Source organism: Mesorhizobium sp. BR115XR7A, assembly GCF_020165315.1.
Taxonomy (GTDB): domain Bacteria; phylum Pseudomonadota; class Alphaproteobacteria; order Rhizobiales; family Rhizobiaceae; genus Mesorhizobium; species Mesorhizobium australicum.
Genome location: NZ_JAIUHW010000007.1, coordinates 182103 through 199314, shown reverse-complemented (window position 1 = coordinate 199314; position 17212 = coordinate 182103). Strand labels below are relative to the sequence as shown.

Here is a 17212-nt window from a genome sequence, read left to right as displayed (position 1 = left end):
GCGGGCGAGACTATGCGCAGGAACCGGCGCCTGTGGGCGCGGCATTTTGGAGCTTAACGGGCGAATGAGCGAAGCCGGAAATTCGGGGCCCGATAGTCTGGCGACGGGCAAGGCCGCCGCCTACCGCGTGCTGGCGCGCAAATACCGTCCGTCGAATTTTTCCGAACTCGTCGGCCAGGAGCCGATGGTGCGCACCCTCACCAACGCTTTTGCCACCGGCCGCATTGCCCAGGCCTGGATGCTGACCGGCGTGCGCGGCGTCGGCAAGACCACCACCGCGCGCATTTTGGCGCGTGCCCTGAACTATAAAACCGCCACCACGGATCAGCCCTCGGTCGACCTCGCCGTGCTTGGCGAGCACTGCCAGGCGATCATGGAAGGCCGCCATGTCGACGTCATCGAGATGGACGCCGCCTCGCACACCGGCATCGACGACATCAGGGACATCATCGAGCGCGTGCGCTATGCGCCGGTCTCGGCCCGCTACAAGGTCTACATTATCGACGAAGTGCACATGCTGTCGACGCAGGCCTTCAATGGCCTGCTGAAGACGCTGGAAGAGCCGCCGCCGCACGTCAAGTTCATCTTCGCCACCACCGAGATCCGCAAGGTTCCGATCACCGTCCTTTCGCGCTGCCAGCGATTCGACCTGAGGCGCATCGACGCCGGCGCGCTCGTCTCGCATCTCTCCTCGATCGCCGGCAAGGAAGGCATTTCGGTCGACGACGACGCGCTGGCGATGATCGCGCGCGCGGCGGAAGGTTCCGCCCGCGATTCGCTCTCCATTCTCGACCAGGCGATCGCCCATGGCGCCGGCTCGGTCGGCGCCGAGGCCGTGCGCGCCATGCTTGGCCTGGCCGACCGCGCCCGTATCGTCGATCTGTTCGAACATGTGATGAAGGGCGATGTGGCGGCAGCGCTTGGGGAGTTTCGCGCGCAATACGATACCGGCGCCGATCCGGCCGCCGTGCTCACCGATCTTGCCGAGTTCAACCATCTCGTCACCAGACTGCGCTTCGTGCCGACCGCGATGGACGATGCCTCGCTGTCGCAGGACGAGCGTCAGCGCGGTGCCGATTTCGCCCGGGCGTTGTCGGTCAGGGTGCTGTCGCGGACCTGGCAGATGCTGCTCAAGGGCATTCCCGAGGTGCAGTCCTCCAACAGGCCGGTCAGTGCCGCCGAAATGGTGTTGATCCGGCTGGCGCATGCCGCCGACCTCCCGACATTGGACGAGGCGCTGAGATCGCTGGAGAGCGGCGCCTCGGCAACTGGCGCCGCGCCGCGCCCGAACGGCGCGCCGATGAGCCCCGGCCCCGTGAATCCCGGCAATGGCGCCGGCGCCGTGGCGCAGGCGCGCATGCCTGGCGGCTCGGGCGGCGCGCAGACCATGCGGCTGGTCGAGGCCACGCCTACTCCGACTGCATTCGTCGCGCCCCCGCAGCCGGCGCCGGAGACGCAAGCCGTACCGCTGAAATCGCTGGCCGACATCGTTGCCCTTGCCGACGCGAAACGCGACATTGCCTTCAAGGTGCTGATCAAGAGCTGCATCCGCCTCGTGCGCATCGAACCGGGCCGCATCGACGTAAGCCTGACCGACGATGCGCCCAAGATGCTGCTCAACGACCTGACGACGAAGCTACGCGCCTGGACCGGCCGCAACTGGCTGGTGTCGCTGTCGAAGGAGGAGGGCGGCCAGACGCTGGCCGAGATGGAATCGACGAAGCGTGAAAACGCTTTCCTCGATGCCAGGAACGACCCGACCGTGGCCTCCATCCTGGCCCGCTTTCCCGGCGCCAAGATCATCGATGTGCGCATTCCCGACACGCCCGACGCCGACGCGAGCGAGGCCGAAATGCCGGTCGAGCCGCCGGCCGATGACGACGAACCCTGATATCCAGCACTAATCCGCAAAGGATCGGACCATGAAAGATCTTCTCGGCCTGATGGGCAAGGCGAAGGAAATGCAGGCCAAGTTCCAGGCCATGCAGGATGAGATTGCGACGGTCGAAGCCCTCGGCCAGGCCGGCGGCGGCCTGGTCAGCGTCACGCTGAGCGGAAAATTCGATATCAAGTCGCTGAAGATCGACCCGTCCTTGTTCAAGGAGGACGACGTCGAAATCCTCGAGGATTTGATTCTTGCCGCGCACAATGACGCCAAGGCCAAGGTCGAGCAGATCATGCAGGAAAAGACCAAGGCGCTGACCGCCGGCCTGCCCATTCCCCCGGGAATGAAACTGCCTTTCTGATGCATGTCGCCCAAAAGCATGCCCACGGGCTCGGCCCTGAGGTGCGCAGGCAACGATATGCATGAAAGCTGAGACCGGCGCCCATGATCGACGAGCCGTCCGAAAGACTGATCGAGCAGCGTATCCGCAACAGGATCTACGAGATTCTGGAAATCCTCGCCGATTGCGACGCCGGTGTCGATCTCGTCGGCATCAAGGGCTACTTCAACCTGTTCGAGGATTTCGTGCATCGGCCGTCGATCGAGGCCGGCACGTCGGCGCTTTCAAGGGACGAACGCGCGATCGTGCTGGAAATCGCCGAATTCCTGGAGGCGGCCTCCGAAACAAATCCTGATTTCACCAAGGCCGAGTTCATCGACAGCGACTGGCCGGGCAAGATCGCGCCGACGGCCAGGGAGGCGCGTGCGCTGTTTCTCAGGCGCGGCCTGTTTTCAGAGAAGATCGAAGAGATCGAGCCCGGCCGGCCGGCAGCAATCGCCGCCGGGCAATAAGCCGTTTTGGAACGCGTGGCGCGGTCTTGCCGGGAAAAGCACTTGGCGTTTCCCCAAGGGAATTGCGGCAAAACGAAGAGAGAGCGGTCATCATCCGTGTGAAACGATGGCTCGATCTATCTGGAAAGCCTCGATTTTGTGTCAATTCGGCAACAGTATGCCGTTAATAACGTTTTGGCCATCATTTTGCCCGAAAGTGTCTCATTCTTGCCGCAGCCTGGGGGCGGGCGTTGAAGTGAGAGGGTTACCTGTTGTTCGCGATGCGATGGAAGACGCCGCTGTTGCTCGGCGTCGTTACGTCTCCCCTTTTCTTGGCCGCTTGCAGCCAGACAACCTCGCACGGCATGTCCGTCGCCAGCCTGACCGACGCCATCACGCCGAGCTTTCTGAGTTCGCGCGCCTACAGTCACACGCCGAAGGACAGGGAATGCCTGGAACGGGCGATGTTCTTCGAATCCAACCGGTCGAGCCGCGACGGCATGATCGCGGTCGGCACGGTGGTGATGAACCGGCTGCGCTCGGGCAACCATGGCAGCACCATCTGCCAAGTGGTCGGTGAGCCAGGGCAATTCGCGCCGGGCGTCATGACCAGATCGATGAATTCGCGCGCAATGCCCGATGTAGAAGAGGCCGCCGACGCCGTGCTCAAGGGCGAGCGCAAGACCAAGCTCAAGAACACGATGTATTTCCACACCGCCGGCCTGCGCTTCCCCTACAAGAACATGCACTACACCATGGTTGCCGGCGGCAACGCCTTCTACGAGAAGCGCGGCCGCAACTGGCAGCCGCTGCCGGATGAGCCGATGATTGCCTCGGCCGAGCAGCCGGCGGCGTTGCCGGGGGTACCCGCGACACGGGTCGCATCCATCGAGACAGTGCGCCCGGCCAAGGCATCAGTTCGCAACGCTCCAGCCCAGCAAGTCTACATGACCGCCGCGGCGGAACCGGCGGCCAAGCCGGAGCCCGTCCGTACCGCCCCCGCGCAGCAGACCTATCTGACCGCGGCCGCGGCGCCGACGGCAAAATCCGCGCGGGTCTCGGCGAAGCCGGTGGAAGTTGCCATGCAGGAGCCGATGGAAGAGCCGGATGCCGCCCGTTTCGGCGGAACCCTGAACAGCGGAACCTCGAACAAACGGGTCATCTCCTCGATCCAGGACGCTCCACAGGAAGCCTCGATGGGATTCCAGTCGACGCCTGAAAACACCGATGCCATAGGCGCGATGATTGTCAGCCAGGGCCGCCCGCTCGAAACAAACTAATTCTCGCATGGCAGCATGGCGAACCGTGCGTCGACGGGGGATGTTTCAAAGCGCTCTGAAAAATCCTAGATCAGAGCGATGTCCAAGCGAATCGCCGGTCCCGAGATCGAACGCCTGATCCAGCTCCTGGCCAAGGTGCCGGGGCTTGGCCCCCGTTCGGCCAGGCGCGCCGCGCTGCACCTGATCAAGAAGAAGGAACAGCTGCTTTCGCCGCTGGCCGCCGCCATGGGCGAGGCCGCCGACAAGGTGCGCATCTGCTCGACCTGCGGCAATGTCGACACCTCGGACCCCTGCATGATCTGCACGGACCCACGCCGCGATGCCGCCACCCTGATCATCGTCGAGGACGTCTCTGATCTCTGGGCGCTGGAGCGGGCGGCGGCGATGAACGTGCGCTACCATGTGCTCGGCGGCACGCTGTCGCCGCTCGACGGCATCGGCCCGGACCAGCTCAACATCCGCTCGCTGATCGATCGTGTCGCCGGCGGCGAAATCAAGGAAATCATCCTCGCCGTCAACGCGACGGTCGAGGGCCAGACCACCGCGCACTACCTCACCGATCAGCTCTCCGGTTTCGAGGTCAAGATAACGCGGCTGGCGCACGGCGTGCCGGTCGGCGGTGAGCTCGACTATCTCGACGAAGGCACGCTGGCCGCGGCACTGCGGTCCAGGACGGCGTTTTAACGTTATTGGTGGGGAAGGTGCATTCTATGGCCGTCATTCACCTGTCTGTGCCAGGCACCCCCCTCTGTCCTGCCGGACATCTCCCCCGCAAGGGGGGAGATTGGCAGCTTCGGCGTCGGCGAACTCCTTTCAACGTTGGTGATTGGCGAAAGCCGAGCCGACAGCCGATCTCCCCCCTTGCGGGGGAGATGTCCGGCAGGACAGAGGGGGGTGCGACGGAACGCGACTTTCGCAAATTCAGCCTTGCATTTTTTCTGGCTGCTCTAGTGGGGATGGTCCTCACCGTCCCCACCCACGCCGCCCCCATTGACGACCAGTTCCGCGCCTGGCTGCAAAACGACCTCTGGCCGGAAGCCAAAACCAAAGGCATTTCCAAAAACACCTTCGACGCCGCCTTCGACGGCGTGAAGCCCAATCTCAAGCTGCCGGACCTTGTCATGCCCGGCGAGAAACCCAAAACCCCGCAGAAGCAGCATCAGGCCGAGTTCGGATCGCCCGGCGCCTATTTCGCCGAGAAGACGGTTCGTGCGGTGACATCAGGTGGACGCGCCCGCGAAGCCGCCAACGCCCGCACGCTTGCCTCGATCGAGAAGCGCTATGGCGTGCCGGGCGAAATCCTTCTGGCGATCTGGGGCCGCGAAACCGGCTTCGGCGCGGCGAAGATGCCCTACGACGCCTTCGAGGTGCTGGGCACCAAGGCATTCATGTCGACGAAAAAGGATTTCTTCCGCACAGAACTGCTGGCGGCGCTGGAAATCGTCGAGCGTGGGCTGGCGCCGGTCGGCGCGATGAAATCGTCCTGGGCCGGCGCGCTCGGCCAGCCGCAATTCATGCCGATCTCGTTGCTCAAGCATGCCGTCGATTTCGACGGCGACGGCCGCGTCGACATCTGGAATTCGACGCCCGATGTGCTGGCCTCGATCGCCAATTATCTTGTCCACTACGGCTGGGTGAGGGGACGCAGCTGGGGTTTCGAGGTGATGGTGCCCCAGAGCGTCTCCTGTTCGCTGGAGGGCCCGGACCAAGGCAAAAAGATTGCACAATGGGCTGCCATGGGCGTCGAGCGCGTCGGCGGCAAGGCGTTCCCGGCAAGCGAGCTGAAGGCGGAAGGTTTCCTGCTGATGCCGGCCGGGCGCAGCGGTCCGGCCTTCATCGCGACCCCCAATTTCTACGTGCTGAAGGAATACAACACCAGCGACCTCTATGCGCTGTTCATCGGCCATGGCGCCGACCGCATCGCCCGTGGCGATCAGAATTTTACCGGTGGCTGGGGTCCGGTCGGCGATCTCCACCGCTCCGATATCGCCGCCCTGCAGCGTGCCTTGGAAGCCAAGGGCTACGATGTCGGCCGCGCCGACGGCCTGCCTGGCTTCAAGACCCGCCGCTCGATCGGTAGATGGCAGGAAAAGAATGGCCAGGCCGCCACCTGTTTTCCCGATGCCGGCCTCGTCGCGGCGCTGAAATAGCTCCGAATTTAGCAGATTTTTTCTCGATCGGTGCCTCGATTGGCTGATGTATGCGTCGACACGCCCGCCCGCCATTCTGGTCCAATGAACCGTCGCATAAATGCTCGTTGCCCACCGCTGGGCCGCCGGATATGCTGTTGACCAACTGGACAAAAACCACGACGTTAGTGGGGCAGAGGCTCTCGTCGAGCCTTGAAAGAACACCGTAACCCTGAGCCGGGAACTCAGGTCAACCAACAACAAAACAGGGAACAATCATCATGATGATGGAAAAGCTTGCTCTACGATCCCGTATCCTGCTTGCGGGCGCCGCCATGTCGGCGCTGCTTCTGGCCGGAGCGCCGGCTGGCGCGGTCACCCCCGCCGATACGCTTGTCGAAGGTTTTGCCATCGACGACATCATCTCGATGGATCCGGGCGAGGCGTTCGAGCTGTCGACCGCCGAAGTCACCGGCAACACCTATGATCTTCTTGTCCGCCTCGACCTCAGCGACACTTCTAAGGTCAAGCCCGATCTCGCCGAAAGCTGGACCGTCTCCGACGATGGCCTGACCTATACGTTCAAGCTCAAGCCGGGCCTGAAATTTGCCTCCGGCAACCCGATCACCGCCGCCGATGTCGCCTGGTCGTTCGAGCGCGCCGTCAAGCTGGACAAGAGCCCGGCCTTCATCATCGACCAGTTCGGCATCAGCGGCGACAACGTCACCGAGAAGGCCAAGGCGGTCGACGACACAACCTTCCAGTTCACCGTCGACAAGGCCTATGCGCCAAGTTTCGTGCTGAACTGCCTGTCGGCCACCGTCGCTTCCATCGTCGACGCCAAGCTGGTCAAGGAACATGTCGCGGCGGTGACGCCGAGCGCCGACTACAAATGGGACAACGACTTCGGCAACGCCTGGCTGAAGACGGGCTACGCCGGCTCGGGCGTCTACAAGCTGCGTGAATGGCGTGCCAACGAGGCGGTCGTCATGGAGCGCAACGACAATTATTACGGCGAAAAGGCCAAGCTCGCCCGCGTCATCTACCGCAACATGAAGGAAAGCTCGGCGCAGCGCCTGGCGCTCGAAGCCGGCGACATCGACGTTGCCCGCAACCTCGAGCCGAACGACCTCGACGCCATCGCCAAGAATGCCGACCTCACCACCACCAGCGCGCCGAAAGGCACCGTCTACTACATCAGCCTCAACCAGAAGAACCCGAACCTCGCCAAGCCCGAGGTCCGCCAGGCCTTCAAATACCTGGTCGACTATGATGCCTTGAGCACGACCATCCTCAAGGGCATCGGCGAGATCCACCAGACCTTCCTGCCCAAGGGCGTTCTGGGCGAACTGGACGAGAACCCGTTCAAGCTCGATGTCGCCAAGGCCAAGGAGCTGCTGGCCAAGGCCGGCCTGCCCGACGGCTTCAGCGTCACCATGGACGTGCGCACCGGCCAGCCGACCACCGGCATGGCGGAATCCATCCAGCAGACGCTCGGCCAGGCCGGCATCAAGCTGGAGATCATCCCCGGCGACGGCAAGCAGACGCTGACCAAATACCGTGCCCGCAACCACGACATCTATATCGGCCAGTGGGGCCAGGACTATTTCGATCCGAACTCCAATGCCCAGACCTTTGCCTCGAACCCGGACAATTCGGATGCTGGCAAGTCGAAGACGCTGGCATGGCGCAATGCCTGGGACATTCCGGACCTGACCAAGCAGACGGAAGCAGCCCTGCTCGAGAAGGATTCTGGCAAGCGCGCCGACATGTACAAGGATCTCGAAAAGAAGATCCTCGACACCAGCCCCTTCGTCGTCATCCACCAGCAGCTGGAAGTCGCCGGTCTGCGCAAGAACCTCAAGGGCTTCGCGCTTGGTCCGAGCTTCGACACCAACTTCGTCGGGCCGGTCTCCAAGGAATAGCGTTCGCGGACACGCCCGCATGAGCGCGATTGAAAACGAGGGCGGGCGCGGCAGCGCCCGCGCCGTAGCCCTTGCATCTTCGCTTGGCCGATTCCTGGTCATTGCGGTGACGACCTATCTTGGTCTTCTCGCGGTCACCTTCTTCATTGGCCGTGTCATCCCGATCGACCCGGTGCTGGCCGTTCTCGGCGACCGGGCACCCGCCAATGTCGTGGAGCGCACGCGCCGCGAGATGGGTCTCGACCTGCCGCTGATCGAGCAGTTCTACATCTATGTGAAACATGCGCTGAGCGGCGATTTCGGCACCTCGGTGCTGACCACCAACCCTGTCATGACCGATATCCGCCGCGCCCTTCCGGCAACCACGGAACTGGCGACATTCGGGACACTGATCGGCGCGCTGTTCGGTGTGCCGCTCGGGGTGCTGGCCGCGGTCAAACGCGGCAGCTTCGTCGACCAGGTCGTGCGCATCATCGGCCTGATCGGCTATTCCGTACCTATCTTCTGGCTGGGTCTGCTGGCCCTGGTGCTGTTCTACGCGAAGCTGCAATGGGTGGCCTTCCCTGCACGGCTCGACGTCGTCTACGAATACACGTTCACGCCGATCACCGGTTTCTACCTGCTCGACTCCGCGATGCAGGGACAGTGGGACGTCTTTTACGACGCCTTCCGTCACATCATCCTGCCGGCCTCGCTGCTCGGCTATTTCTCGCTGGCCTATATCAGCCGCATGACGCGCTCGTTCATGCTCAACGAACTCGCCCAGGAATATGTCGTCGCCGCGCGCGCCAAGGGCCTGTCGGAAACCCGCATCATCTGGGGCCACGCGCTGCGCAATGCCGCCGTGCCGATGGTGACCGTGATCGCGTTGTCCTATGCCGGGCTGCTCGAGGGCTCGGTGCTGACCGAGACCGTCTTCTCCTGGCCGGGCATCGGCCTCTACATCACCAACTCGCTGCAGAACGCCGACATGAACGCCGTTCTCGGCGGTACCATCGTCATCGGCTCGGTGTTCATCGCCATCAATCTTCTGTCCGACCTGCTCTACCGTGTGCTCGACCCGAGGACGAAGACAGGATGAGTAGAGGTACTGCACTTTCGGGCTTGGCTGCCGCTAATCACCCCCACTCCGGCCCTTCGGGCCACCTCTCCCCCTGCCCGGGGGAGAGGAAAACGCGGTCGCACGCTTGGCGCCTTTCCTCTCCCCCGTCGAACGGGGGAGAGGTGGTCTGCGAAGCAAACCGGAGTGGGGGTCGACAGCTTAAAGAGGCATCGTCATGACCGCCTCCGACGCCCGCACCTTCTCCCGTCGCGAATGGTTGCTGTCGGAGCGGCCGGCATCGCGCTTGCAGGCGAGGCTCGGCCGCGCCTATGTTGCGTGGCGGCGCTTTTCCGCCAACCGGCTGGCCTTTGTCGGCCTGCTGATCATCATCGCGCTGCTGCTCGTCGCCGTCCTTGCCGGTGTGCTGGCGCCGTATTCGCCGACCTTCGGTGACCTGAAGAACGCGCGGCTGCTGGCGCCGAGTGCGCAGCACTGGTTCGGCACCGACGACCTCGGCCGCGACATCTATTCGCGCATCCTCTACGGCTCCCGCTGGACGCTTTATGTCGTCGTCCTGGTCGCCATCATCGCCGCTCCCATCGGTCTCCTGGTCGGCACCGTCGCCGGCTATGCCGGCGGCTGGACCGATGCCATACTGATGCGCATCACCGACATCTTCCTTGCCTTCCCCAAGCTGGTGCTGGCGCTGGCCTTCGTCGCCGCCCTTGGCCCCGGCATCGAGAACGCCGTGCTGGCGATCGCCATCACCTCCTGGCCGCCCTATGCGCGCATCGCCCGCGCCGAGACGCTCACCGTGCGCAACTCGGACTACATCAAGGCCGTGCAATTGATGGGCGCCTCGCCTTTCCGTATCGTGCTTCGCCACATCATGCCATTGTGCATCTCCTCGCTGATCGTCCGCGTGACGCTCGACATGGCGGGCATCATCCTGACGGCCGCGGGCCTCGGCTTCCTCGGCCTTGGCGCGCAGCCGCCGCTGCCGGAATGGGGCACCATGATCGCTTCGGGTCGCCGCTTCATCCTCGACCAATGGTGGGTGGCTGGTGCGCCGGGCTTCGCCATCCTCATCGTCAGCCTCGGCTTCAACCTGCTTGGCGACGGCCTGCGCGACGCACTCGATCCCCGCAGCGGTGACCAATGAGTGGCCCCCCTGATCAGCAGCGATCCAAGAGCACGCTTCTCGACGTCGAGGATCTGCGCGTCACCTTTCCGACCCGCACCGGCATGATCGAGGCGGTGCGCGGCGTTTCCTTTTCGCTTGGCCGCGAACGCCTCGGCATCGTCGGCGAGTCCGGTTCCGGCAAGTCGCAGACGGGCCGCGCCATCATGGGCCTGACACCGCCGCAGGCCCGGATATCGGCCAATAAATTGACTTTCGACGGCATCGACCTGCTCGGCATCTCGCCGCGCCAACGTCGGGCGCTGCGGGGCAACCGCATCGCCATGATCCTGCAGGACCCGAAATATTCGCTCGATCCGGTGATGAGCATCGGCCGCCAGATCGTCGAGACGCTGCGCACCCACGAAAAGGTCGGCAAGGCCGAGGCGCGCGAGCGCGCGCTGGCCATGCTCGAGGCGGTGCAGATCCGCGATCCCAAACGCGTTTTCGACCTGCATCCACACGAAGTGTCGGGCGGCATGGGCCAGCGCGCCATGATCGCCATGATGCTGATCGCCGGACCGGAAATGATGATCGCCGACGAGCCGACCTCGGCGCTCGACGTCACGGTGCAGCTCGACGTGCTCGGCATCCTCGACAGGCTGGTCGCGGAGCGCGGCATGGGGCTGATCTTCATTTCGCACGATCTGCGCCTGGTCTCGTCCTTCTGCGACCGCGTCATCGTCATGTATGCCGGCAAGGTCGTCGAGCAGCTCAAGGCGTCGGAATTGAGCCAGGCCCAGCATCCCTACACGCGCGGGCTGCTCAACTGCATGCCAAAAATCGGCGCCGACCGTCACCCGCTGCCGGTGCTCGACCGCAAGCCGGAGTGGGCGGCATGACTTCTGCGATTGCCGTCGACAGGCTGGAGGTGATCTTCGACCGTTTTCGCGCGCTGAAGGGCGTCAGCCTCGACGTGCAGCAGGGCGAATCCTTCGGCCTGGTCGGCGAATCCGGCTCGGGCAAATCGACATTGCTGCGGGCCATAGCCGGCCTCGCGCCGGTCGCCTCGGGCAGCATCACAGTCAATGGCAAGACGCTCGGCGCGCGCCGCGACAAGGCCTTTTACCGCGAAGTGCAGATGGTCTTTCAGGATCCTTACGGCTCGCTGCACCCGCGCCAGACCGTCGACCGCCTGCTGCAGGAGCCGCTCGCCATCCATGGTTTTGCCGATGGCGAAAAGCGGATCGAACGCGCGCTCGACGAGGTCGGCCTCGGCAACGGCTTTCGTTTCCGTTACGCGCACCAGCTTTCCGGCGGTCAGCGCCAGCGCGTGGCGATCGCGCGCGCGCTTATCCTCGAGCCCTCGATCCTGCTGCTCGACGAGCCGACCTCGGCCCTCGACGCCTCGGTGCAGGCGGAAGTCCTCAACCTGCTGGAGGAAGTCCGCCGGCGGCGCAAGCTGACCTTCCTGATGGTCAGCCACGACCTCGCCATCATCACCCATATGTGCGAGCGGCTGATGGTGATGCAGGGCGGCGAGGCGGTGGAGAATCTGGTGGCCAACGATCTCGTCGAACGCCGTGTGACGAAGGATTATACGCGCAACCTGTTGCGGGCCAGCGACGGGTTTGTGAGGACGGCTCCCGAGCAGATCTGACGATAGTTCTCCGCTTCACGCCAAGGAGCTCGACCTCGCCTTAAGTTTCCGCAACAGCGGCGAGGTCTACTTCGCCGCCCTGTTCCCGCTTCGGCTCCTTGATCCTGAACCACGTCACATAAAGCGCCGGCAGGAACAAGAGCGTGATCGCGGTACCCGCTATGATGCCGCCCATCATCGCATACGCCATCGGCCCCCAGAACACTTCGCGCGCGATCGGGATCAGCGCCAGGCTGGCCGCGGCCGCCGTCAGCGCGATCGGCCGCATGCGGTGCTCCGTTGCCTCGATGACCGCGGCCCAGCGATCCCTGCCCTCGGCCACAAGATCCTCGATCTGCACGATCAGGATGACCGAGTTGCGGATCAGGATGCCGATCAGCGCCAAGACGCCGAGAATGGCGACGAAGCCGAGCGGCGCTCCGCTCGGCACCAGGGCCGCGACCACGCCGATCAGCCCGAGCGGCGCCACCGCCACCACCAGGAACAGGCGCTGGAAGCTCTGCAACTGCACCATCAGGATGGTCGCCATGACGAACAGCATCAGCGGCACCACGGCCGCGATCGGCCCCTGGCTCTTGGCGCTTTCCTCGACGGAGCCGGCGGTCTCGACCGAATAGCCGGCCGGCAGCTTGGCGATAAAGGCGTCGACCGACGGTTTCAACTCGTTGACGACGGTCGCCGGCAGCACGTCGCCGACCAAGCCGGCGCGCACGGTGATGGTCGGGATGCGGTCGCGTCGCCACACGGTGGGCTGCTCCAGATCGTAGCGAAAATTGGCCACCGCGGCGAGTGGGATCGCCTCGCCATTTCCGGTCGGCAATTGGATGTTTTGCAGCGTCTCGATCGAGCCGCGTTCGGCCTCGCGCGAGCGAGCCACGACGTTGATCAGGTACGTCGCGTCACGCACCTGCGTGATCGTCGCGCCGCCCACCGTGCTGTTCAGTGTGCTGGCGATGTCGGACGAGGTGATGCCGAGTTGGCGCGCCTTGTCCTGCAGCACGTCGACCCTCAGCACACGCTGCGGTTCGTTCCAGTCGAAAGTCGGCGCCGCGAGTTTCGGATTGACCGAGATCACGCCGGCGAATTGCTGCGCCAGTTCTCGCACCGTCTGGATGTCGGGGCCGCCGACGCGGTACTGCACAGGCCGCCCGACCGGCGGTCCGAGTTCAAGCGGCTTGACAAAAGCGTCGGTGCCGACAAACTCCGCGCGCAGCAGCTTCTCCAGCGCCGGCTTCACCCGGTTGCGCGCCTCGATGCTCTTGGTGACGATCACCGTCTGGCCGAAATAGGGATTGGCCGGCTGCACGTCATAGGCCAGCACGAAGCGCACGGCGCCCTGACCGATATAGGACGAAAAATGATCGATGTCGGGATTGCCAACCAGCGCCCGCTGTTCGAAGCGCTCCATCTGGTCGCGCGTCTCGGTAATCGAGGAGTTCTGTGGCAGGTTCCAATCGACGATCAGCTCCGGCCGGTCGGAAGGTGGGAAGAACTGCTGCTGCACCAGGCCGAAGCCGGCGATCGAGGCGGCGAACAGAAGCACGGTCACGATGATCGTCAGCCAGTGATGGCGCACCGAGCCGACAAGGACGCGCCGGAACAGCGACGTGAAGCGTCCTGGCTGGTCATGATGCTTGGTCTTCATCGTCGCCGGCAGGATGGTCACGCCGAGCAGCGGCGCGAACAGCACCGCCACGATCCATGACACCAGCAGCGACACCGCGATGACGACGAATAAGGTGAAGGTGTATTCGCCGGCAGCACTCGAGTTGAGCCCGATCGGGATGAAGCCCGCGACCGTCACCAGCGTGCCGGTCAGCATCGGGAAGGCGGTCGAGGTGTAGACATAGGTCGCCGCCTTGCGCAGGCTGTCGCCGACCTCCAGCCGCGCCACCATCATTTCGACCGCGATCATCGCGTCGTCGACCAGCAGCCCGAGCGCGATGATCAGAGCGCCGAGCGAAATGCGCTGCAGCGATATCCCCAGATACTCCATGACCGTGAAGGTGATGGCCAGCACCAGCGGGATCGACAGCGCCACCACGAAGCCGGCGCGCATGCCAAGGCTGATGAACGAGACGGCAAGCACGATCGCCACCGCCTCGAACAGCGCACGCGTGAACCCTGAGACCGCCTCCTCGACGATGACGGGCTGGTCGGCTACCAGATGCACGCCGACGCCGACCGGCAGGTCGGCCAGCACCTTGTTCATCTCCTCATGCAGCGCCTCGCCGAATTTGAGCAGATTGGCGTTGGGCTTCATGCCGATGGCAAGCCCGATCGCGTTCTGGCCGTTGAAGCGGAACAAGGCCGTCGGCGGGTCGGCATAACCGCGCGTGATCGTCGCCACGTCGCTCAGCCGGAAGAACCGATCGTTGACGCGCAGGTTGATCGCGCGCAGGCTCTCCTCGGAGGTGAACTGGCCGCCGACGCGCACGCTGATGCGCTCCGGCCCGGACTGGATGACGCCGGACGGGGTGATCGCATTCTGGGCCTGCAGGCTGGCGACGATTTGCTGCTGGTTGAGGCCAAGCGCCGCTATCTGGCGCGTCGAGAATTCGAGATAGATGGCCTCGTCCTGCGCGCCGACCAGATCGACCTTGCCGGCATTGGGCACGGTCAGGATCTTGGTCCTGACATCCTCCACATAGTCGCGCAACTGGCGTGGCGTCAGCCCGTCTGACGTGAAGGCATAGATGTTGCCGTAGACATCGCCGAAGCGGTCGTTGAAGAACGGTCCCTGCACGCCTTGCGGAAATTGCGCCTTGATGTCGTTGACCATGTTGCGCACCTGAAGCCAGTTCGGCACGACTTCGCGCGCCTTGGTGGTGTCCTTCAGGTTGACGAAGATGACGGTCTGGCCGGCGGTGGTGACGGATCTGGTGAAGTCGAGACTGTCGAGCTCCTCGAGCTTTTTCTCGATGCGATCGGTCACCTGCTGCACCGTCTCCTTGACCGAGGCACCCGGCCAGTTGGCCTGGATGATCATGGTCTTGATGGTGAAGTTGGGGTCTTCCTCGCGGCCGAGATTAAGATAGGAAAATACGCCGGCCACCACGAAGACCAGCATGAAATACCAGACCAGCGAGCGGTGGTTGAGCGCCCAGTCGGAGAGGTTGAAGCCCTTCATGAGGCCCCTCCCGCGGGGACTTTGACCTTCTGGCCGTCGACGAGGCTGTGAACGCCGGCGGTGACGACGCGCATGCCGGCTTCGAGCCCGTCCGCCACGATGAAGGTGCCTCCAGACTTCGAAGCGACCTTGATATCGCGCGCGCTCACGCTCGACGTCTTTGGATCGACGATCCACACTTTTTCAGAACCGTTTTTTTCGAGCAGCGCCGAGATGGGCAGTTCGATCGTTGGTACGACCTTGGTCATCCGCGTCGCGGTTACCGTCGAACCGAGCCTAAAGGCTTGGGGCGGGTCGGTGAGCGTCAGCTTGACGCGCCGGGTGCGGGTCGAGCCCTCGGACTGGGGCGCGATCTCGCGCAGCTTGGCCTCTGTCTGGATTGTCGGCAGCGACTGCAAGATGACCTGGAAGGGCGTGCCGGCCGAGAGATCGCTGGTCAACTGGTCGGGAATATCGACAACCGCTTCACGCGGGTCCGAGCGTGCCACGGTGACGACCGTCTGGCCCGGTGAGACGGTTTGGCCGACCTCCGCGCCGACGGCGGTGACGACGCCGTCGAAATCCGAGAACAGCCTGGCGTAGCCGAGCTGCTCCTGGGACTTGGCCAGCGAAGCCTTGGCCCGCTCGACGCTGGCTTCCGCGGCTTTGCGTGCCTGCTGCGCGGCATCGAAGACGGACTGCGACGTATTGGCCGAGGTGAGCAACTGGCGCTGGCGCTCCTCGCTGGCCGCGGCATTGGCGAACTGCGCCTGCGCATTGGAGAGTTCGGCCCTGGCCGCCTGGACGGCCAGCTCCAGCGCGGTCGGGTCGAGTGCCGCGATCGTCGTGCCCTTGCTGACGATGTCGCCGACCTTGACGTCGCGCGAGACGACGCGACCGAGCAGTCGGAAGGCAAGATCGGCACTGACCTGCGGTTCGACCGAGCCGGCGAAACCGAAGATCTGGGTGGTGCGCGGCTCGACCACGACCGACAGCACCGGCCGGACGATCTCCGGCGGTTTTTCCTCCGATTTCGAACAGGCTGCGAGCGTGCCAAGCGCGGCAAGGCCAAGCAGGAGCCGCTTCATTGCGCCGCTCCCGATATTTCGACTGTCTGGCCGGGGCTGAGCAATTGCCCGCCTGATGTAACGACGCTCTGGCCTTCGTTAAGTCCCTTGGCAATGACGACGGTACCCGAATCGAACGCCAGCACCTCGACCGGCGTCGTCGCGACTGCCTTGGTCGCGGGATCGACGATCCAGACCGCCGGCTTGCCGGCGCTGGATGTCAGGGCCTGCCAGGGCAACAGGATCGCCTTCGCCGGCTTGGCGCCGACCGAGCCGATGACGGCCGCCCCAAGCGGCATGCCGGCGGGCGTCTCGGGAATGGCTACCTTGACCCTTATCGAGCCCGAAGCCGGGTCGACCGCCGGCGAGATCTCGCGCACCTTGCCCGTTGCTCTGACCTGCGGATCGGATAACAGCGTGATCGTCACCGCCGGCGAGGCCGGTGTCCTGGCGACCAGCGTTTCCTGCACGTTGAACACGGCGTCGCGGTCGCCGTCCTCGGCAACGGTGAAGACGGTCTGCGCCGCCTGCACCACCTGGCCGGCTTCGACCTGGCGGGCGGTGATCACGCCGGCGGCACCGGCCTTGAGTTCGGTGAAAGACAGGTTCTGCCGGGCATTGGCGAGTGCGCTCTGCGCGGCATCGACGCTGCCTTGCGCCACCTTCAGTGCCTGGTCGGCCGCGTCGTAATCGCGCCTGGTGGTGAAACCCTGGGCAAGCAGCGTCTTTTGCCGCTCGAAAGTGGCCGCGGCCTGGGTCAATTGCGCCTGCGCGGCATCGAGATCGGCCTGCGCCGATCGCAGATCGGATTCCTGCTCCTGCGGATCGATGCGGGCAAGCACTGTCCCCTGATCGACATGCTGGCCGACATCGACAAGCCGCTCGGCGACGCGTCCGCCAACCCGGAACGAAAGATTGTTCAGCGTGCGCGCCGCGATCACCCCGGTCAGCGAGGTTCTCGGCGCATAGTCGGCCATCGCCACCGTTTCGGTGCGCACCATGACCGGCAGCTTCTTTTCCGCCGCCTCCTGCTTCTGGCAACCGGCGAGCAGCGCCAGGGCCGTGCAGGCGAGAATTGAAGCGGCTGGAAACGACAAAAGGCTGGGAGTTTTGGCGGATGGCGGCGAGACGGACGATGTCACGTTCCTGCTCATGGCTCCCCTC

At 64.3% G+C, this 17212-nt stretch carries 14 protein-coding genes; 11 read left to right on the top strand and 3 right to left on the bottom strand.

Going from position 1 to position 17212, the window contains the following annotated elements; genetic code table 11:
* Window positions 1-64 precede the first annotated feature (64 nt).
* The 11 genes from LB557_RS17000 (at window position 65) to LB557_RS16950 (ending at window position 11872) form a co-directional block, all read left to right on the top strand.
* A complete protein-coding gene (locus LB557_RS17000) occupies window positions 65-1891 on the top strand; it encodes a DNA polymerase III subunit gamma/tau (RefSeq protein ID WP_224641395.1) in 1827 nt (608 codons plus the stop codon).
* Between the two features lie 31 nt (window positions 1892-1922).
* Window positions 1923-2246: a YbaB/EbfC family nucleoid-associated protein gene (locus LB557_RS16995; RefSeq protein WP_015314045.1), complete on the top strand. Its 324-nt coding sequence runs from the start codon at window positions 1923-1925 to the stop codon at window positions 2244-2246.
* A gap of 83 nt (window positions 2247-2329) precedes the next feature.
* On the top strand, window positions 2330-2737 hold the full coding sequence (locus LB557_RS16990) for a hypothetical protein (protein ID WP_140614800.1): 408 nt from the start codon (window positions 2330-2332) through the stop codon (window positions 2735-2737).
* A gap of 251 nt (window positions 2738-2988) precedes the next feature.
* On the top strand, window positions 2989-3996 hold the full coding sequence (locus tag LB557_RS16985) for a cell wall hydrolase (protein ID WP_224641397.1): 1008 nt from the start codon (window positions 2989-2991) through the stop codon (window positions 3994-3996).
* Window positions 3997-4074: 78 nt separating this feature from the next.
* Window positions 4075-4680 (top strand): recombination mediator RecR, encoded by a 606-nt coding sequence (gene recR, locus LB557_RS16980; protein ID WP_015314042.1) that lies wholly within the window; start codon window positions 4075-4077, stop codon window positions 4678-4680.
* A 188-nt stretch (window positions 4681-4868) separates the two neighbouring features.
* Entirely contained in the window at window positions 4869-6146 is a 1278-nt protein-coding gene (locus tag LB557_RS16975; protein WP_224641399.1) for a lytic murein transglycosylase, read from the top strand.
* A 260-nt stretch (window positions 6147-6406) separates the two neighbouring features.
* Window positions 6407-8050: an ABC transporter substrate-binding protein gene (locus LB557_RS16970; protein WP_140614797.1), complete on the top strand. Its 1644-nt coding sequence runs from the start codon at window positions 6407-6409 to the stop codon at window positions 8048-8050.
* A 19-nt stretch (window positions 8051-8069) separates the two neighbouring features.
* On the top strand, window positions 8070-9131 hold the full coding sequence (locus LB557_RS16965) for an ABC transporter permease (protein WP_015314039.1): 1062 nt from the start codon (window positions 8070-8072) through the stop codon (window positions 9129-9131).
* Between the two features lie 196 nt (window positions 9132-9327).
* Window positions 9328-10254 (top strand): nickel transporter permease, encoded by a 927-nt coding sequence (nikC, locus tag LB557_RS16960; RefSeq protein ID WP_140660628.1) that lies wholly within the window; start codon window positions 9328-9330, stop codon window positions 10252-10254.
* Window positions 10251-11114, top strand: a complete 864-nt coding sequence (locus LB557_RS16955; RefSeq protein ID WP_140660629.1) for an ABC transporter ATP-binding protein — start codon at window positions 10251-10253, stop codon at window positions 11112-11114. The genes nikC and LB557_RS16955 overlap by 4 nt, the downstream gene beginning before the upstream one ends.
* On the top strand, window positions 11111-11872 hold the full coding sequence (locus tag LB557_RS16950; RefSeq protein WP_140614794.1) for an ABC transporter ATP-binding protein: 762 nt from the start codon (window positions 11111-11113) through the stop codon (window positions 11870-11872). Before LB557_RS16955 ends, LB557_RS16950 begins: the two co-directional genes overlap by 4 nt.
* A gap of 40 nt (window positions 11873-11912) precedes the next feature.
* Here LB557_RS16950 and LB557_RS16945 read toward each other — a convergent pair whose 3' ends face one another.
* Genes LB557_RS16945 through LB557_RS16935 form a run of 3 tightly spaced genes read right to left on the bottom strand, consistent with a single transcriptional unit; the run spans window position 11913 to window position 17202 of the window.
* Entirely contained in the window at window positions 11913-15002 is a 3090-nt protein-coding gene (locus tag LB557_RS16945; RefSeq protein ID WP_224641401.1) for an efflux RND transporter permease subunit, read from the bottom strand.
* Window positions 14999-16069: an efflux RND transporter periplasmic adaptor subunit gene (locus tag LB557_RS16940; RefSeq protein WP_224641403.1), complete on the bottom strand. Its 1071-nt coding sequence runs from the start codon at window positions 16067-16069 to the stop codon at window positions 14999-15001. Before LB557_RS16940 ends, LB557_RS16945 begins: the two co-directional genes overlap by 4 nt.
* Window positions 16066-17202, bottom strand: a complete 1137-nt coding sequence (locus LB557_RS16935) for an efflux RND transporter periplasmic adaptor subunit (protein WP_224641404.1) — start codon at window positions 17200-17202, stop codon at window positions 16066-16068. The genes LB557_RS16940 and LB557_RS16935 overlap by 4 nt, the downstream gene beginning before the upstream one ends.
* Window positions 17203-17212 lie beyond the last annotated feature (10 nt).